Source organism: Acidisoma sp. L85 (assembly GCF_009765865.1).
Lineage (GTDB): Bacteria > Pseudomonadota > Alphaproteobacteria > Acetobacterales > Acetobacteraceae > Acidisoma.
In genome coordinates this window covers 1-18,345 of sequence record NZ_LMUQ01000021.1, presented here as the reverse complement: position 1 = coordinate 18,345, position 18,345 = coordinate 1, and the positions used below count along the sequence as shown (strand labels likewise).

Here is an 18,345-nt window from a genome sequence, read left to right as displayed (position 1 = left end):
GATCATGCCGATCAATTTGCGCGGCCGCAGCCTATTGTCGCTCGATGATTTATCGCCGGACGAGATCCGCTTCCTATTGAGGCTCGCGGCGGAGCTGAAGGCCGCTAAATACGGGGGCTACGAGCGCCCTCGCCTTAAGCGTAAGAATATCGCTCTGATCTTCGAAAAGGATTCTACAAGAACACGCAGCGGCTTCGAGGTGGCGGCATACGATCAAGGCGCGCACGTCACCTACCTCGGCCCAAGCGGCAGCCATATTGGGCACAAGGAGACGATGAAGGATACCGCTCGCGTGTTGGGCCGAATTTATGACGCCATCGAATATCGCGGTTTTGGGCAGACTTTAGCGGAGGAGCTTGCGCAGTATTCGGGTGTGCCCGTCTATAATGGCCTAACCGACCAAGCCCATCCGACCCAGGTGCTTGCGGATTTTATGACGATGCGAGAGTTCACTCACAAGCACCTGTCGGACGTTGTTCTCAGCTTTATCGGAGACGGCCTAGACAATGTTGCTCTCTCCCTCGCGATAGGCGCGGCCAAGATTGGTATAGATATGCGTATCGCGGCGCCGAGGAAACTGTGGCCCGATAAAGCCCTCGTTGAGAAGGTGACGCAGCTGGCGGGGCAAAATGGCGGGCGTTTCACTTTGACCGAAAAAGTGTCGGAGGCGGTAAGTGGAGCCGATTTCTTATACGCGGATGTCTGGCTCTCGATGGGCGAGGACGAGGCCGCTTGGTCTGACCGCATTGAACTGCTTACACCGTATCGTGTTACGCGTGAGGTGATGGCCGCGGCCGCGAACCCCTTTGTTAAATTTATGCACTGCCTGCCAGCGTTCCATAACACTGGCACATCGGTCGGCGCTGATATTTTCAAGCGCTTCGGCATCGATTGCATGGAAGTGACAGACGAGGTTTTCGAGAGCTCTGGCTCGATTGTCTTCGACCAAGCCGAAAATCGTATGCATTCGATCAAGGCGATCCTCGTCGCCACAATTGGAGCGTAATACCATGCGCGTGGTGGCGGCGCTGGGCGGAAACGCCCTACTTAAGCGAGGTGAGAAGCAGTCGGTTGCCAACCAATGGGCTAATGTTCGAGTGGCTGCGGCTCAGCTAGCAGAAATCGTCATGGCTGGACATCAGTTGGTTATCACCCATGGCAATGGACCGCAGGTGGGGATGCTCGCTTTGCAATCGGAGGCCGGACCATCGGATGCCCAAGCCCCGCTGGATGTGTTAGACGCTGAAAGCGAAGGCATGATCGGATACATGATCGAGCAGCAGATGCGCAACCGTCTTCCTGCTGGCGCAAAAGTCGCTACGCTCCTGACCCATGTCCGCGTCGACGCCTCCGATCCCGCCTTCAAAAAGCCCCAGAAGCCGATCGGTGCAGTTTACAGTAAGGCGGAGGCCGCTCGCATCAAAGCGGAACGTGGCTGGCAAATGACGGCGGATGGCGACGGTTGGCGGCGTGTTGTCGCCTCCCCTGAGCCCCTCGAGATTCTGCAGCAGCCTGAGATAGCCGTGCTGATGGCAGCAGGCGTTACCGTTATCTGCGCCGGCGGCGGCGGAATACCCTGTGTCCGTGACGCAAATGGGTTCCTCACCGGCGCCGAGGCAGTGGTGGACAAAGATCGCTGTAGTGGGCTCCTAGCGACCCTGCTAGGCGCGGACAGGCTCCTAATGCTGACTGACGTGGACGCCACCTATCTGGGCTTCGGAACCCCAAATGCCCGGGCGATCCGACGATCCGATCCAACGAGCCTGCGCGGTCATCGAAGTGACTTCCGGGCTGGAACCATGGGACCAAAAATCGACGGAGCCATTCAGTTTGTGACGTCGACGGGCGGTCTCGCGGGCATTGGTCGGTTGGAGGACGCGGCCAACATCCTCCGAGGGGTTGCCGGAACTATCGTCGATCCTCTTGCCAAGCGTCTCCAATTCGCCGGGTGACCGTTTGCATCGAGCGGAATCAACCTGTCGCCTTACGTGAGAGGCGGCCAATGTCGTCTGGCGTTGCGGACCCTGCTCGCTGCGCAAGCTCCACCACGGCTGATTCCAGCGCGCAAAGTCGTTGAGCTGCATCCAACTTCGACCACGTGATGTCGCCGACGGGCTCCGTGATCTGTGAAGCGAGGACCAACGGCGTGGCGTCGGAAGCGTCCCCCTTCCGCTCTAAGACGCGGTGCCGCAAGACCTCGGCCGGAGCCTCAAGCCATACGCCAAGGAAGCTCGCGCTTTCTCGCGCAGCAATTGCCGCAATGGCGTCGCGCTCCTCGGGGTGATGGTGCGTCGCATCTACAATAACCGACTGCCCGGCATGAAGTCCCTTTAGGGCAAGCTCCCGAAGCCGACCATAGACCTGTAGCGAGATCTCTGTCTGATAGGCGTCGGTCGCTAGGTGGATAGTCTCGGCAACTCCAAAAAGATGTTTCCGCTCGACGTCGCTGCGGAAATGAAGTGCTCCCGGAGCGCGCCCGATGAAGGGCGCGACTGCGGTCGCAATCGTGGTCTTTCCCGTACCGGAAAGACCACCGATAGCGATCAATTGGGGAGGCATAGGACAAAGAAATCTACGTGCGGCCTCGAAGTAAGCCAAGGCATCCTCAGAGGGAGCCTTCTTCTCAGGATGAGACCGACCCAAGGTAACCGCCACCTTCGACCGAATCGCGGCACGCAAGCTCAGAAAGAAGGGGAATGCTGCAAGACCCTCTACTTGAAGGGATTCATCATCTGACAGCAGGAGATAGCGGTTGAGCAAGTGGTTGGCGTCACTGCGCAGCCCACGCTCACAAAGATCCATGACCAGAAAAGCCAAATCGTAAAGGACGTCGGACGTGGCGATGGCGTCGTCAAACTCGATAGCATCGAACAGAATAGGACTTCCATCGACCAGAACCACATTGCCAAGGTGAAGGTCACCGTGGCAGCGTCGCACTTGACCCAGCTCGCCACGGCGGGTCAAAAGTGACTCAACGTGCTTAAAGGCAGCGGCTAGGTCCCTCGCGTAGATCGCGGTCAGTTCCGGGGAAAACACGTCAGTGGCATCGGAAAGCTCCTGCGAAGTCTCCGCCGCGACGCCACGCAGAGCGTTGGTCGCTCGCCGGCCATCCCTTACTGGCGCACGTCCATGTGCTGTAACGATCGCCCGTGCCAGCTTGTCGATCAAGGCCGGACCGAGCGCACCTTTTGCCGCCAAGCGATCAAGTGTTGCATTTTCGTCGAAGCGACGCAGATGGACCGCCCATTCCACGACGTCACCAGGACCGCCGAGCTGCAGGCTCCCCCCGATCTGGGTGATCGGCACAACTCCCAGATAAAGACCGGGAGCGTTTTCGCGATTGACCGTCATCTCCGAAACGCATGCTGTATGCCGCTTAGCAAGGGTCGAGAAGTCCATAAAGGGAAGACGAATAGCGCGCTTTACTTTGTAAACATCAGCGCCCGCTAGGAAAACCGCAGCCCCATGCGTGTCGATCCTTGTAATCGGTCGACCTAGCCCGTGGGTTGACGGGTCTTGAAGGAAGGCAAAGACCGCGTTCTGCGCCTTGGCGTCATCGCCCGAGAAATCTGTCAGTCGAGGGCTGCATATCTGTGCGTCGAGCATGTCGTGCCCCGATTCTGCGCGTTGAGGATGGTGGAGGTGCCAGAGCGCGGGTACTGGGCGGCACCCAGCTCATCGACTGCCCCGAATTAAGTATCAGACGTTCGTGTCGGCTCGGCGCCGGCTCGCGCCAACGCGCCCAGAGCTCCTGATGGAAACGGAATGGGCCGGACTTTTTTCAGCTCACTGACCGCTTCACTCGCTCCTACCCGGACGTCCAGGATCCTTTGCATGTAATTGCTGAGGTGACCAGCCGGGCTGCCCTCCTCCCGCCACCACCTGAGCGCGGCCTGGCACGTTTGCGTGTCGAGCACCTTTCTGGGTCTAGTCATGCTGCCTCCACAACAACGCGATATTGGAGGATCCGCTCCTACACCACTTGATCCATGTCAACCTCTCAATCAATGACGAGAGCTTCTACGGCGTCGGCCACGATCGCAGCGCGGATGCTGCTGTTGAAGCTTCTTGTCGGAAAAAGGTCCCTCAGCGGTGAACCCCGATTGGCGCATTTTTGATGCACATCAGTACTTCGCGTTGCGAATCCCCTATAGTCATACGGCCGAGAAGCCCGGAAGGAAGTGGTCAGTCTCGGAGAACCTCTAGTGGAGACACTCATGAACAACGCTGATTTACGTCAACACGTCATTGCTGCTCTAGAATTCGAACCCAGCGTCAGCGCTACCAATATTGGTATTATCGTCGATGATGGCATCGTCACTCTTACCGGGCATGTTGCGAGCTATAGTGAAAAGCTCAATGCCGAACGGACGGTTCAATCCGTCAAAGGGGTTCGGGGTATCGCACAAGAAATCGAGATTCGCGACCCTGCGGCGAAGAAGACGGCTGATGACGAAATCGCACATCGTGCGCTAAACATGATTGCGTGGGACGCCGCCGTTCCCGATGGGGCTGTCAAGGTTAAAGTTCAGCAGGGTTGGGTAACACTGACAGGAAAGCTAGAGTGGGACTTTCAACGCCGAAGAGCTGAAGATGCTGTACATCGGCTTTCCGGTGTCATTGGCGTAACAGACCTAATCGAGATCAGTCCCAGTGTCCAAGTCAGCGACGTGAAAAGCCGCATCGAAACGGCCTTCAGGCGCAGCGCGGAGGTCGAAGCGGCGGGAATTCGCGTCGGGGTGGATGAAAACAAAGTCGTACTCGAAGGTCGGGTCAACACTTGGCACGAACGTGCCGCGGCTGAGCGTGCTGCCTGGGCGGTGCCAGGAGTTGTATCAGTCATCGACAAGCTTGCCGTCTCCTGAGACGGGAGTTCGGCCTTCCTTGTGCCCTAAGCCATAGGCAGAAAGCCAATACGCCGCGCGATAATGCAGTCGCGCGGTTGGTGTCTTCCATGCAAAACAGGCTGCACTTTTGCGCTTCCAATAGGAATGCTTGATGCCGATGGCAACCTAGCCGAGCATAGTTGGAACTCGCGCGAGTGCGCTCACCAGATCAGCGCGACTAACGACGCCTACGACGATATCGTTCCGAAGGACTGGCAGGCGCTTTACCCCATGCCTCATCATCAAGTCCGCGAGCTGCGGCAGTGTCAGTTGCTCTGTTGCTGTCACGACTTGTGTGATCATTATGCTAGACGCAGAGCGCGAGTCTCTTCGAAGGTAATTGAGGATGCTCTGCGAAAGGTCTTCCCCGCTAGCAGCTTTGGCAAGCCATCGGTCACGCCGCGTTCTCACTGACTCGCAGAATGGTCTCAGGAGGTCCCACTCGCTCACGATGCCAAGCAGCCTGCCGTTTGGATCACACACCGGAACGGCGCTGATCCGCTTAGCGGAAAGTAACTCCGCGATCTCCGCAACACCTGCCTCGGGACTTACTACGATAGCGGGTGAAGTCATAACGTCGGCTGCTGTCATCGACATCGGGCCGTCCTTAACGTTGACGCGACATTGTGCCTATTGGATCGATCTGATCGCTTGATCCAAGTCAACACGCCTTACTTGCGAAGCTTAGACCAGCGACGGAGCTGAATCTCGCTTGAGGATGGTCACTCGGCTTTAAGCTGTCCTGGAAAGTGCTTCTGCCGGCGCGTCGGACTACACCTTTCGCGGGCCCGCCGCCACCGTGCATGGTGGTCGTAGCGCGACGAGAAGAGTAAACCCACCGGCCGAACCTGACATTCGTTGCTCCCGTCATGGGGAGGCCAGCCTGCGGCAATCTGGTGTTAACGACGCTTTCGGTTTGGTCAGCTGTAGTCGGCTAATGTGACATTAATATCAGTTGCTCAGAGCGCAACAGAAAGTCGCGCGTCACCCCGCCGAACACCCACTCGCGCAAACGTGGGTGTCCATATGCGCCCGCCACGACTAGGTCCGGTCCATACTCCGCCGCGGCCATCCGCAGCTCATCCTCCACATTACCAGCGGAGATCAGGGGCATAGCAGCCGCTGTCACTTGATGCTCCCCGAGCCACTTCGCGACGTCTTGAAGGCGCGCACGACATTCGAGGGCCCCCTCTTCGGTGACCGTCTCCACAACGGACACCTTGCTGGCGACTTGCAAGAGAGGGAGGGCTTCAGAGGCTGCGCGTCGCGCCTCCCTCGTGTCCTTCCATGCAATCATCACCTTTTCCAGCTTCAGTGCGCTTAAGGAAGGTGGCACCAGGAGAACGGGACGCCCGATCTCCATCACCAGGTCGCCGATCCCGCCCCTTACTCCAGGAGCGGACATGTGTTTGTTGCTATTAGTTGCCGCGACGAATAAATCTGCGCTCCGGGCTTGTTGGGCGAGGAAGCTGGTCAAAGAGGCGAAGCTCGTGGAGGATCGAAACTCTAAATGGGGCACACTGGCCGCGAGCGTAGTCCGGCACTCCTCTTCCGCAACCTCTATCGCCCTCTCAATCTCTTCCCAATCAGGACCGTGGCTGTCAACGTAGACCCATAAGCCATCGGCATACTCCACGGGCTTTATCCGGCGAGCTGCGATGCCTATCACACGGCTCCCGAAGCGCGTTGCCAACTCTCTTGTTACTTCGAGGACCGCGCCGTTGCGCTGCCCAAGTTCCAGATAGACCATCACGTTGGCATAAGTCATCCGTAATACCCCCGAGTCCCTTTCCTCATCTTAAATCTGGATTTTGGTGGCGTCATCTGATGCTGGTGTTCGTAATGAGATGACAGAAGCCGCAACCATTCTTCTCGGTGTTAGCGAGCTGGCTCCCAATGTCCGGGCGGTTGCCATTTTGCACCGCCACCAGCAGCATTCCGGACGTCTCTCTCATCGCAGCAGGGGCACCCCCCACCCGCTCTGGGCTCATATCCACGTAATCTGCTGTCGCCTCCCCAGCAGGGAACAACTCACCCAAGCGCCGTGACCATGAGACTAGATCATGTGCCGACTCCTCGGTGGCTGCGGCGCTGCCGCTCCCGTAAGCGAATGCCCGGATCTTATTGACATCCGAAAGCATATGCTCCATCGACTGACCCTGTATCGTAGCTTGGCTAGTGGGCACTGAAGTCGCTGGCGGCGTACAGCCAAGGGGGATCAGCAACACTAGGTACAAAAAGCTCTTCGATAGTTTCATAGAACGGACTCCAACTTCTATTATCCGCTGCGGTGCAAACGAACTGAGCGACATCACTCAGCTCCGCGCTGTCTTTACTTTTTTCGGGCTAGTTCGACCACTTTCCAAGCACCCCCTGAAACCTGACACCAATTGAGGACGTAGTGATCTAATCTACTTCTAGCCGTTTCAAATCGAACCGTGTAATCGATAGTCCTACAGGGCATTCCGGCAGCGACGAAGCTAGCGACTAACTTTGCCTCGCCCGCATCGCGTGATCCGGGGCTGCGCCACCGCTCCACCGTGCCAATCGACCGCCCTTCATAGAGCCTTGCAGCCGAGGCATGCATGCGATTGACATCATCTTGGGTCAGGCCCGGCCAGGCAAGCACCGGCAGCGCAACAGTCTGAGCCGACGCAACCGAACAGGGCGCAATCACTAGCCAAAATCCGATGCCAAGTTGGCCCATCCGATATTTGAAGCCGGAGCGCATGATGTCAACCAATCCACCGGGAAACGCCGTAGCGCATCGTCCAGACCGCGTTCTACCTGGGTTCGTCCATGTTTCCTTACCAATCTTTGTTCCGACGGCTGCGCTAATCGACCTAACGATGCCAGTTTGGCGCGCGAGCTTTCTGAGCAACCAAATGGCTGGCTTTGTTGAGGGATGCTCCGACATTTTCTCACCTATATCTCTAGATCTATCGCTTTTAACTGGGTTGCACGGAGACCCGCACATCGCGGGGAGCTCGCGACATGTTCGACTGTCATTAGGCAGGCTCGGGCATACTCGCGATCGCCTGGCCAAAGTACTCGGGCTAAGCCAGGCTATCCGCTGCAACTCTGGTCGACCGCGTATATACCTATGCGTAACATCTTCTTGCCCACAAATCCTTCGGTCTGTCCCGACGGGTTGCGGGATCATTGGGCGACACCGTTACTTTTGTTCGACGTCTCGCTCGGGTCGACCGTAACGAAGGACGCCTCACCCTCGCTAATAATCCGGAGGATTACTGTACGGTTTTTTTCCCTTACACTGCGGATAGCGCGTGCGGCTTTGTCATGTTTGTCACAGGTCGCAACCCAACTCCGACCACGACGTCTCCCACCTGTAGCCCGCTGGCATCGCCCGGTGAACCCGGCTCCACCTCCGTAATGACTGCGCCATTTGTCCCGGGTGGAAGTCCCAGTTGCTCGACGAGCGTCGACGATACCTCTTCGAATGTTAGGCCAAGCTCCTCCTCCTGACGGACTTGGCCTACCGGCTTGTGCCGTTCGCGATCGTCCGGCAGTTGGATTACCCGCAGCACCACCAATTGGCCGCCCTGCCCCCGAAAAATGTCTAGCCTTGCTCGCTCTCCCGGTTTCAGTGCCGTTATGCCGCTCACGAGATCCCGTGGCGCCTGAACTGGTCTGCCATTAAGAGCCTGGATAACGTCACCTGGCTGAAGGCCCGCGGCGGCCGCAGGTCCATCCACCTGGACCTTCGTGATCAACGCTCCCGAAGCCCTTCCGAGGCCGAACGCCTCCGACAGGCCCGGCGTCAGAGCTTGTAAGCTCACGCCAATATAGCCGCGCACCACATGGCCGACTGCTTCAATCTCGCTCGCAATCGGTCGGATGATTTCTGAGGGGACGGCGAAACCGACGCCGGAAGGGCCGACTGGTGGCAGCGAAATCGCCGTCATTACACCGATCACACGGCCGTCTTGGTCGAAGAGGGGGCCGCCAGAGTCGCCGGAATTCATCGGCGCCTCAATTCGAATGAGCTGATCGTAGGGGCTGGCGTCTGTATTCCGGCCCAACGCCGAGATGATGCCGGCATTTGCTGATGGACCAAGCCCCAGTGGGTTGCCCATGCTGACAACCCACTCGCCCGACCTCGCCGTGGAGGAGTCGGCGAAAGTGACTGGTAAGAGAGGCTTGCTCGCTTCTACCTTCAACACCGCGATACCGCTGCGGATGTCGCGGCCGAGAACCCGCGCAGAGAGCTCGGCACCGCTATCAAGCGTCACCAGCGCCGTCGACGCATTGAGCACGACACGAATGTCGGTGAGAATGGTCCCATCGGCACCGATTATGAAGCCAGAGGCCTGTGTTTCCGCAGCCCCGCTTAATGATAGCCCGTTGCCGAAAGGCAGTGAGCCGGAGGGTTGCGACACCGTAGAATCCTCGTCGGCTCCCGGGTCGGACGAATCCTGGTCCAGAGCGGTAACGGTCACGACTGATAACCGCACTCGAGCGACAACTGCACTGAAGTCCGGAAGGTGCAACGTCGTCTGAGGCTGACGAGGCGATGCATTCTCGGCGCCGCGACTTTCACTCGCCATAGAGATCGCCAATATAGGACCGGTGACGGCGACAATAAAGGATAGCTGCCAAAGCCAAAGGAGCGTGCGGCTCTCGGATCTGGACCCTGTTACGCGTGCTCCGGGTCGTTCATTGTCGGACCGGGTCTCTGTCAAGATTATACCTTCCCACCTCCCGCCGAGGCAAGTTGAAGCCGAGCGACTTGTGGCAGCGTTTAGCAATCGTCCGGCGAGATTGACTGTGCAGTGCCGCCTTCGATCGGTCGCGCAACGAATTCTAATGGGACAAAAAGGTGCAGCACTTCGGCACAGTCAGAAGACTACGGGTGACGCCCCCGAGTATCCATTCTTGGAGTCGGCTGTGGCCGTATCCACCCGCGACCACCAGATTTGCATGATGTTCGGTCACAATGTCGGTTAGCTGGGCGGCGTTGTCACCCGAGGCAGATATAACCTGAGCTTCAGCTTGAACTCCATGTCGCCTCAGCCACAGAATGACGTCCTCCAAGCGAGATGCCGCATCCGCCCGGTCTTCATGTGGTGCAACCTCGATGACTTCCACTGCTCGTGCTTTACGGATAAATGGCATGGCATCGAGAGTGACGCGGCGTGCCTCTCGCGTATCCTTCCAGGCGATCAAAACGCGATCCAGATTTGACCCCTCAAGGTCATTGGGGACCACGAGCACAGGTCGCCCGGCGCCGATCACTATACCACCAAGGAGCGCCGCCCGCCGGCGGCTGCTGCCAACTATAACAATATCAGCGGCGCGGGCTTGTTGGACAATGTATTCGGAAGATGGTCCGAGCACAGTCGAGAAGCGCCAAGCGAACGATTCAGTTCGCCCGTGCATCGCCGATTCAAAGTGTTCCCTTGCCCGCTCCAGCTTTTTCTCCAGTTCAGATTCTTCGGCCTCAAGCACTTGGATAGGCACATAGCCATCGCCGTACAGTATCTGGTGAGGCTGGCGTACCGCGATACCGATGACTGATGCGCCGTGCTGGCCCGCAAGGTCTGCGGTGAAGCGCAGGAGCGCGTTGTTGTCGCTCTCAAGATCGACCTCGACCATCAAGCTAGCGATCGTCATTTTCCTAGTCCTTATTAAACTACTCGTTCGACGTCATGACCACGGGGGCGCCTGCACTCGCGCATAATCCTGAGCCCGTTAAGCCTAGTGTCGACCGAGAGACGCCGGACGGCCTTGATCCGGATCAACCACCGGTCGCGCGACTTCATCTTTTGAATTTTGCCGGGTCATGGCGCCCGAACCGCGGCTCGCCGCGTTTATGGACCTGGATGCGCCGCAACGATGAGAGCCCGCGACCTGCAACTCAGAGATTCTAGGTTTCGGTGGCCGAGCCGAGACTGGGCCGCTGAGTGGTTGCAGACGGCCTAACCGAAAGCCATCGTTAGTGCCCGGCGGACACCTTGGATGGCGGCCCCCTATATCTCCCAGCAACATCAACCAATGACTCGTCACCTCCTCCTCATACGACCACACAATGTCGCCGCCGACGCGTTCGATCGCAGCCGCTGAGTAATCGTGATCGTTACCTTCGTCTCGCAATTCTGAAGCACGCCAGTGGGTGCGCTAATGGCGTCCACCCCCAAGTACACCGTTGATTCTAATCACTATCATCAGACCTATCGCGGGGACCTGAGAAGTCTCGCCCGTAACGGTCAGCGGTTCCTTGCTCATCACCTGAGCGGCAGTTGAATGCTCTAGGTTCAATTGTCGCATCTTCACGGCTTACCTCTCGGGTCAATCTGGCCCACCCTCGCGGTCCATCGCATTTCGGTTCGAAGACTTATTAAAGATAGGCTAACCCTTCTCACCCTCGTCTGACCCAATCCGGCTTGGCTTGATCTCGATCAAGACGGCTTAATGCCGTCGGCCTCAACTAGGGAGCCTGCGTCCTGACATCATCATGGTGGAGCTTCCCATGGAGAAGGCGACATGCTTATCAGACATGAGCCCTAAGGGGGTGTCTGCTGACAACATGGGAATCATTACGACGCTACCTCCGGTACCGCTCGCCATCGTCACAGATGACGATAGGCCGCTTCGCGGCTGCGTCGCCGAGACGCTTCGTGAAGGCGCCCTGCGCCACTTGGATCGGGCGAAGAAAGGCGTCGTCCTGCCCGTCAATGTAAATCTCGGTCCAAGTTTAAGCGGGCTCGAACTCGCAGCTATAGCTCGTGGGCTACCGCAGACGCAGGCGTCCTGTTGATGAGCGCCGATAGACAGTGCATTGAACACCTCAGTGGCAGCACCCTCCTCAAGAAGCCTTTCTCCACGAGACAGTTGTTTTCGCGGGTGTCCACACTCCTCACGACGACGCAACTGCCGCCTTGGCGCGAAGCCCCAACCAGTAACGGCGTTGTGCCATGCAACCCGCCGGGTCGAGAGAAATAATTGCGCCGGCCGTTCATTTATACCATTCGTTAGGTGAAAAGAATTAAGGCAATTGTCCAGCTTGTGGCGACTTAAGCTCCTCGGACCAGGTGATACCTTCGAAGACCATATCCTTTTCGAGGACCTGAGGACATTGCTCGCGGCCGCTCGGCGCATCCGTGCAGAACGAACTGACCTTAGGCTCGTGATGACAGTGCCTGCGGACGCGGCGGAGGAGGATCGGCACACGGTTCGCCAGATAGCGACCCGCCTTTAGCGTAATATGCGGCTATGCCGCGCCGAGCGTAGGAAAAATGGCTTCGGCAATGTGCCCCTTGTGATCCTGAGTCGCCCCGAGCGAAGTCCCAGGCCCGGAGCGAAATGGGCGGTGCTTTTGGCTGCACTATGCGAGACGTCATCCACTCAAGCGTGCGGCTAGACTAGTTCGTCCACATGTCGGATGAAAGCCCGGCAAAACGAGGCGAACACCGTAAATGGCCTCGCGATACTGCAACTGCGCGGCCACTAGTCCAACGCCCGTCAGAGCATGAGCCACCGGACGCAGAGTCAGTGCCGGATCGCGCACGCCCTGTGGCCGGCCAAGGTGACTGCAGACGACAACGCGCGCACCCTTGTCACAAGGTCGCGCAACGTGGTGCAGGTATTTTCCAGCCGGAAGAATTCACCGAGGCGGCCACCGTCCATTGGCACAATGAGGTCCGCGCGCAACAACACGCACTTTCCGTCCGAGCCAATTCGTCTAGCGAGTGGAGACGCATGACGCGATTCTTTCTGCGCGAAGACGACTGCGAACGAGATTGGTTAGATCGGGGGCGCAATCTTCTGATCTAGATTCAGGCGGAGCCTTGTCGTGTCACCGGAACGCCGACCTGGTTGTGGATGGCCCAGTGGCGGTATACGCAGCCTCCGCGTTTAGATGTCTCGAGTCTTTGATCTGTATCAATCAAGGTTGGCTGGCGGTGCCGTAGTCGTGTTGTCGGTCTGCCATCCGCCCGCTAAGCGGCGGCCTATCCGGCAGTCCGCCGGGCGGACGCCTCCGATGGCGTCGGCGTTGCCAAGTGGCGGGCTAATGCGATCGCGGCGCATCCCGACTAACTGCTTTGATGTGGAGCAACTCATCGACCTTGTAACCGAGTGAGTGCAAGTTTGAAGTCGAGGGCGGAAAATGATCGATCACAAAAGAATTGGCTCGCGGAGCCTGCGCTCCAAGGTTATGAGCGCCGACCAGGCTGCCTCGCTCATCAAGTCCGGAAGCACCGTGGGGATGAGTGGATTTACGGGCTCCGGCTACCCGAAGGCCGTCCCTCTCGCCCTCGCGGCACTCATCGAAAAGGAGCATGCGGCGGGAAGGCCATTTCGAGTGCGAGTTTGGACTGGCGCCTCAACCGGTCCAGAACTCGACGGCGCGCTTGCGAAAGCGGACGGCATCGAGTTCCGGTTGCCTTACAACTCTGATCCGGTTGTCCGTGAGAAAATAAACAGCGGCGCGATGGAGTATTTCGATATGCATCTAAGCCAAGTCGCGCCAATGGCGTGGCAAGGCTTCTTAGGCCCGCTCGATATTGCGGTTATCGAGGTCACAGCCGTGCGGCCGGATGGCGCTCTGGTCCCCTCCTCTTCCGTGGGCAACAACAAGACCTGGCTTGACCGAGCAAGAAACGTGATCCTAGAGGTGAATAGTTGGCAGAATACCGCCTTGGAAGGTATGCATGATATTTATTACGGGACTGCGTTGCCACCCAACAGGGTTCCCATCCCTCTTGTGCGTCCGGACGATCGCATAGGCGATCCTTTTTTCCGTTGCGACCCCGACAAGATCGTCGGCATCGTCGAAACGCACGCGCCCGACCGCAACCTTGCCTTCGCTCCACCGGACGCGGCGGCGCACGCCATAGCAGGGCATTTGCTGGCGTTCCTACACCACGAGGTTGTAAAGGGGCGCTTACCGGCTTCCCTGCTGCCGCTCCAGTCCGGTGTCGGTAACATTGCAAACGCGGTGCTCACTGGACTTCTAAGCAGCTCATTCGAGGACATGACTGCGTACACAGAGGTGATACAGGACGCGATGTTGGACCTGCTGGCCGTGGGGAAGCTGCGTATGGCCTCCGCGACTGCGTTTTCACTCAGCCCCAAGGCGGCCGTCAGGGTCAATAGCGATATGGAGAGTTTCAGCAACAAAATGATCCTGCGCCCCCAGGAAATAAGCAATCATCCCGAGCTTGTAAGGCGTCTCGGCTGTATCGCCATGAATGGTCTGATCGAGGCCGACATCTACGGTAACGTCAATTCCACCCATGTCATGGGATCTCGCATTCAAAACGGAATCGGCGGGTCGGGTGACTTCGCACGCAACGCCTCCATCTCGATCTTTATGACGCCGTCGACCGCGAAAGGCGGCCAGATTTCCGCGGTTGTGCCTCAGGCGAGCCACGTCGACCATATCACTCAGGATGTGCAGGTTCTGGTGACCGAACAGGGATTGGCTGACCTGCGCGGTCTTTCGCCTAAACAGCGCGCCATGACAATCATAGCGAACTGCGCGCATCCGGATTACCGGCCAGGACTGACCGACTATTACAAGCGCGCTCGAGATCATTCGTACGGTCAGCACTCACCTTCACTGCCGGGGGAAGCTCTTTCATGGCACCAGCGGTTTCTCGACACCGGGTCAATGCTTGTCTGAAGCGTCACTGAGACCAGCGCGGTTGGCAGCCGCCAATCCGCCGCGGGGCCATCGAGTGCCCGCAGAAAGTAGCCTTCTCGGGTGAGACAAACAGCATGCAATCGGCGTCTTGCGGTAGGGCGACCGTAGCGGATCGAAGGAATGGTTGATGAAAGCTGGCGACATTATGACTAGATCCGTGTTGACGGTCGGACCGTTTGCTACGATTGACTTGGCGATAAGAATCATGGTGTTGAACCGCGTCAGCGGCGTCCCGGTTGTCTCAAGCGACGGCCGGCTGGTCGGTATCCTGACACAAGGCGATTTATTGCGAAGAGTCGAGACCGACACTGACGGCTGCCGTCATCCCGGCTTCCTCGAACTTCTTGTGCGTCACCGGCACGCGGCCGACGACTACGTCCGCGCACACAGTCGGCGCGTTGACGACCTCATGACCGGCGAGGTTGTAACCGTGACAGAGGAAGCACTGCTCGAAGGAGTCGTTAGACTCATGGAGAAGCACAATATCCGGCGCATTCCAGTCGTGCAAGGTAAGCTACTCGCGGGTATTGTGAGTCGCGCTGATCTCGTTGCAGCACTCGGCCGCAAGCTTGCCGACCTTCCAAATTTCCAGGGAAGCGATCGGGATATAGAGGCCAACGTTTCCGCCAAAGTCCTCGAAATGCCCTGTTTGGAGAATTGTCGCGTGACTTTGAAAGTACACGCCGGTGTGGTCACGCTCACCGGGACCATCCATGATCAAATCGCGCGAAGCGCACTCCGCGTCGCGGCAGAGACCGTTCCCGGGGTCGTCGCTATCGAGGATCGTCTTGTGTTCAAAGAACCGCTAATAGCCTCATTCGGGCCCAACCCCTAGCCGACACATGAGTTCAGTGATTCGATCCGCTAAAATGTCAGCGTCGTTCGGCTAGGCATGCGTGCGCCGATGTTGCGGAGCGAGGACTTAGCGACTGGTGGGCGCTTTCGGCGTCTCACCGGGACATCGTCATGATGAAACATCCTAAATCCAAGACAGGTGGAGATACGTGTGAGAGTAAGCCTCCCCATTCTGGGGCGCTGGAGCGAAGAAGTCCCATAGCGGCCATTCTATCACCATCTAAAACACCTGCTAGCCACGAAGCCCAAAAGATCCACAACGCCGTCCGGCAGAGTTCGCGGCGACCGGACGGCTTAAGTCGCCGCTGTGGCTTTCCTACACCGAAGGCGAGTGAGCGATCTCACTGACTGATCATGATGGTGTTGCACGGTTCAAGCTGCCTTAGTCAGTCGGATGACATTGGGCTTGGTCTCCTTGATATCGCTGATCACGTACTGGTGTTGATTGCCGCTGCCATCCTGAAATGCAAGGATGTGCCACTTCTCTTCATTCAAGCCCGCCGTGTTCTTAGCCGAGATTTGGAAGAACGGTCGTTTATTCCCTTTCGCGTCCCAGTTCTGCACGAACTCAATCCATCGGCATGGCAACGTCAGGCGGCGTCGATGGCCATCAATTGGATGCGTAATGAGCATGATCTCGTGGGCGAACCAACCGCTATCGTGTTCCATCGTCCTACCTTCCTTCCGAAAGCCTAAGGCTGTGACAGCCCGATATGATGCAAAGGTGGTCGTCCTAGACGGAGACTCGTCGTTCCGTGGCGCGATGATCGGAACAAAATGTGCTGGCGGCAAAGGGTGTAAACTCGACTAAATGATGGGCATGCGAAACGTGAAGCGTGTTTCAGCTGGGATAGATGTGACGTCTATTTTGCCGCCATGCGCCGGAGCGATCATTGAGGCGATATACAGCCCCAGGCCGAGCCCTTGCTGAGTTGGGCGTAGTGAGTTGCGGTAAAATGGCTGGAACAGATGCTCCATTGCCGCTAGGGGGATTGGCTCACCCGAATTGGCGACCGACAACTCGAAGAAGCCGCCATGTGTCCAGGCTTTCGTCCGGATCGCGGCATCGGCCGCGCCGTGCGTAATGGCATTCGCCAATAGGTTGGAGAATAACTGAGCGACACGTTCGGGGTCACATGAGACGGGCTGGTAGATCGTGAAATCGGTTTCGATGGCACGATCAGGCCATGCCGTCCGTAGCTCTGCAACGACCAGCTCAAGCAACGGCACTAATGAAGCGCTGGAGGCGCGCTCCAGAGCGATGCCGTTACCCAGGCGCCCGCGCGCGAAGTCTAGAACACTATCGATGAGGCCGCTCATCCGCGTCGCGCTTTCTTGCATCAGCTTGATGATAACGACAGCTTTGTCGTCAAGTGGCCGTTTGGCCAGCAGCTTGATCCCGCCGTCGATCGCGGCGAGCGGATTTAGAAGATCATGACCGAGCACGGCAATGAACTGCTCCCGCAACTCGGCGTTATGGCGTTGGTCGGTCAGCTCCTTGTCACGAGCGTCGCTGTCGTCCTGCGCATCGAGGTGACTGGCGATCAAGTCCGAGAACGCCTTGAACATCGCTACGGTCGCAGAAGCACTCAGCCGCCTAGGCTGTGGATCGATTGCGCAGAGAGCACCAAACATTGAGCCATCGGCCCTGACGATCGGCATGGAGATATAGCTTTGAAAACCATAGAGTCGAGGTGTGTGGTGCTGGCCATGTCGCGGGTCCAGGTCAACGTGATCGGTGACGACTGGCTCGGCGTCGCGCCGGATTTCGCTGCAAATGGTCGTCTCGATCTTTAGCTCCCCGCCGGGCTTGAGACCAAAATTGATCCGGTCGAGCAGATCGCACGCGATCCATCGATCGTCAGTTACCCTGGCCACTGCCACGAAGCCCATGCCAGTCGTTCTGCAAATCACATCGAGGATCACCGGCAACGCATCAATTCGAGCGCTTGCAGCTATCGCGGCTTTGGCAACATCAGCCATCGAAACGCTCCACTTACTCTCCTGGCTCGTGAGGGCCTTAGGTGGATACGTCACCCGTGGCGGGCTAGCACCCTCGCAGATTGGGGTGGACCGGTCCTTACGCGGCCAGACGCCTAATCGTGCGGACGATCTCGGACATATGATAGGGTTTAGGAAAGAAGGTGATGGCCGGACGGAACTCCTGGAGGCGGTCGTGGATGAGCGGCGCGAGCCCGGACGCGACGATTAGAATAATCGCTGGATGGAAGCCACGGGCGTGGGTCGCGACGTGGACACCATCCATATTTCCCTGGCATTTGGACATCGGTGAACAACACATGAAAAAATCTCGGCCCGACAAGCTGCAGAGCTGCCTCGTCACCGGAAGAGGCCTCTTCGACCTCAAAACCCTCGTCTCGGAGAAACTCTCCGGCCACCAGCCGGACAAGGTAATCGTCCTCGACGAGCAAGACACGCAACCCCCCACGCAAGGCCCCCCAGATAAAGCGTTCTGCCTCTGCAGGGTTGGCCTAGACGTTGGTCAACACGACAGCGGCACCGGGGTAGTGCGCCACCCGGGCGTTCCAGGTTTTGATTTAGATCAAAACCGCATGGTGCGGGCTTACTCGTCTAAAAATTAGGGTCAGCATGACGCAGCAGCTTTCCTGGCTCGGCAGAAATCTGGAGGACTTGGCCCTCTTTGCTTCTGGCTGAGACAGGAGGCTAGGCCAATCTGCGGAAGAGCAGAATTGCGAGTCTCACTTCTCAATACCTTCCAAAAAGTTTAATCGCGCGACATGCTTCAGCGGACTCGGAGCTAGAGGGCGCCGCCCCATTTGAGCACTGGGCTAGCAGGATGATCAATTCCTGCTAGTGTCATGATTCCGAAGTTTCTATCCACATCTCTGCTGGACGTCGACGGTTCTTTGGCAGAAGCGCTGGATTGACGCCAAGATGTCGTCTGCGGACTTGGTC

Annotated in this window: 14 protein-coding genes; 5 read left to right on the top strand and 9 right to left on the bottom strand. The window is 58.0% G+C overall.

What is annotated here, in order from left to right:
• Positions 1–4 precede the first annotated feature (4 nt).
• On the top strand, positions 5–1,006 hold the full coding sequence (argF, locus tag GSQ83_RS03615) for an ornithine carbamoyltransferase (RefSeq protein WP_158801522.1): 1,002 nt from the start codon (positions 5–7) through the stop codon (positions 1,004–1,006).
• A gap of 4 nt (positions 1,007–1,010) precedes the next feature.
• Positions 1,011–1,952 (top strand): carbamate kinase, encoded by a 942-nt coding sequence (gene arcC, locus GSQ83_RS03610; RefSeq protein ID WP_158801521.1) that lies wholly within the window; start codon positions 1,011–1,013, stop codon positions 1,950–1,952.
• A 19-nt stretch (positions 1,953–1,971) separates the two neighbouring features.
• Here the strand turns inward: arcC and GSQ83_RS03605 are convergent, their stop codons facing one another.
• Positions 1,972–3,351: an AAA family ATPase gene (locus tag GSQ83_RS03605; RefSeq protein WP_216849904.1), complete on the bottom strand. Its 1,380-nt coding sequence runs from the start codon at positions 3,349–3,351 to the stop codon at positions 1,972–1,974.
• Between the two features lie 866 nt (positions 3,352–4,217).
• Between GSQ83_RS03605 and GSQ83_RS03600 the strand changes: the two genes are divergently transcribed.
• A complete protein-coding gene (locus tag GSQ83_RS03600; protein WP_158801519.1) occupies positions 4,218–4,865 on the top strand; it encodes a BON domain-containing protein in 648 nt (215 codons plus the stop codon).
• 147 nt (positions 4,866–5,012) lie between these two features.
• Here the strand turns inward: GSQ83_RS03600 and GSQ83_RS31075 are convergent, their stop codons facing one another.
• From GSQ83_RS31075 to pgk, 5 genes are all read right to left on the bottom strand, one after another.
• On the bottom strand, positions 5,013–5,459 hold the full coding sequence (locus GSQ83_RS31075) for a CBS domain-containing protein (protein WP_371417956.1): 447 nt from the start codon (positions 5,457–5,459) through the stop codon (positions 5,013–5,015).
• Positions 5,460–5,820: 361 nt separating this feature from the next.
• On the bottom strand, positions 5,821–6,654 hold the full coding sequence (locus tag GSQ83_RS03590) for a universal stress protein (protein ID WP_158801517.1): 834 nt from the start codon (positions 6,652–6,654) through the stop codon (positions 5,821–5,823).
• A 1,501-nt stretch (positions 6,655–8,155) separates the two neighbouring features.
• On the bottom strand, positions 8,156–9,286 hold the full coding sequence (locus GSQ83_RS03585; protein WP_158801516.1) for a trypsin-like peptidase domain-containing protein: 1,131 nt from the start codon (positions 9,284–9,286) through the stop codon (positions 8,156–8,158).
• Between the two features lie 424 nt (positions 9,287–9,710).
• Positions 9,711–10,520, bottom strand: a complete 810-nt coding sequence (locus GSQ83_RS03580) for a universal stress protein (RefSeq protein ID WP_158801515.1) — start codon at positions 10,518–10,520, stop codon at positions 9,711–9,713.
• A gap of 1,723 nt (positions 10,521–12,243) precedes the next feature.
• On the bottom strand, positions 12,244–12,489 hold the full coding sequence (pgk, locus tag GSQ83_RS31070) for a phosphoglycerate kinase (RefSeq protein WP_371417955.1): 246 nt from the start codon (positions 12,487–12,489) through the stop codon (positions 12,244–12,246).
• Positions 12,490–13,014: 525 nt separating this feature from the next.
• Here pgk and GSQ83_RS03570 point away from each other — a divergent pair.
• Complete coding sequence (locus GSQ83_RS03570) at positions 13,015–14,532, top strand: acetyl-CoA hydrolase/transferase family protein (protein ID WP_174246618.1); 1,518 nt, start codon at positions 13,015–13,017, stop codon at positions 14,530–14,532.
• A gap of 148 nt (positions 14,533–14,680) precedes the next feature.
• Positions 14,681–15,388, top strand: coding sequence for a CBS domain-containing protein (locus GSQ83_RS03565; RefSeq protein ID WP_158801514.1), 708 nt, complete (start codon positions 14,681–14,683; stop codon positions 15,386–15,388).
• Between the two features lie 392 nt (positions 15,389–15,780).
• On the opposite strand, the gene GSQ83_RS03560 is transcribed toward GSQ83_RS03565, so the two are convergent.
• The 3 genes from GSQ83_RS03560 to GSQ83_RS03550 form a co-directional block, all read right to left on the bottom strand.
• Positions 15,781–16,077, bottom strand: coding sequence for a hypothetical protein (locus tag GSQ83_RS03560; RefSeq protein WP_158801513.1), 297 nt, complete (start codon positions 16,075–16,077; stop codon positions 15,781–15,783).
• 138 nt (positions 16,078–16,215) lie between these two features.
• Positions 16,216–17,391 carry a GAF domain-containing sensor histidine kinase gene (locus GSQ83_RS03555; RefSeq protein WP_158801512.1) on the bottom strand — a complete coding sequence of 392 codons (1,176 nt, stop codon included), beginning with the start codon at positions 17,389–17,391 and terminating at the stop codon, positions 16,216–16,218.
• A 149-nt stretch (positions 17,392–17,540) separates the two neighbouring features.
• On the bottom strand, positions 17,541–17,807 hold the full coding sequence (locus GSQ83_RS03550) for a response regulator (RefSeq protein WP_254065484.1): 267 nt from the start codon (positions 17,805–17,807) through the stop codon (positions 17,541–17,543).
• Positions 17,808–18,345 lie beyond the last annotated feature (538 nt).

Coding starts and splice junctions, on each gene's coding strand:
- GSQ83_RS31075 (WP_371417956.1), bottom strand. CDS start 5,459: ATGACTTCACCCGCTATCGTAGTAAGTCCCGAGGCAGGTGTTGCGGAG.
- GSQ83_RS03560 (WP_158801513.1), bottom strand. CDS start 16,077: ATGGAACACGATAGCGGTTGGTTCGCCCACGAGATCATGCTCATTACG.
- GSQ83_RS03555 (WP_158801512.1), bottom strand. CDS start 17,391: ATGGCTGATGTTGCCAAAGCCGCGATAGCTGCAAGCGCTCGAATTGAT.
- GSQ83_RS03580 (WP_158801515.1), bottom strand. CDS start 10,520: ATGACGATCGCTAGCTTGATGGTCGAGGTCGATCTTGAGAGCGACAAC.
- argF (WP_158801522.1), top strand. CDS start 5: ATGCCGATCAATTTGCGCGGCCGCAGCCTATTGTCGCTCGATGATTTA.
- GSQ83_RS03605 (WP_216849904.1), bottom strand. CDS start 3,351: ATGACGGTCAATCGCGAAAACGCTCCCGGTCTTTATCTGGGAGTTGTG.
- arcC (WP_158801521.1), top strand. CDS start 1,011: ATGCGCGTGGTGGCGGCGCTGGGCGGAAACGCCCTACTTAAGCGAGGT.
- GSQ83_RS03570 (WP_174246618.1), top strand. CDS start 13,015: ATGATCGATCACAAAAGAATTGGCTCGCGGAGCCTGCGCTCCAAGGTT.
- GSQ83_RS03565 (WP_158801514.1), top strand. CDS start 14,681: ATGAAAGCTGGCGACATTATGACTAGATCCGTGTTGACGGTCGGACCG.
- GSQ83_RS03600 (WP_158801519.1), top strand. CDS start 4,218: ATGAACAACGCTGATTTACGTCAACACGTCATTGCTGCTCTAGAATTC.
- GSQ83_RS03590 (WP_158801517.1), bottom strand. CDS start 6,654: ATGACTTATGCCAACGTGATGGTCTATCTGGAACTTGGGCAGCGCAAC.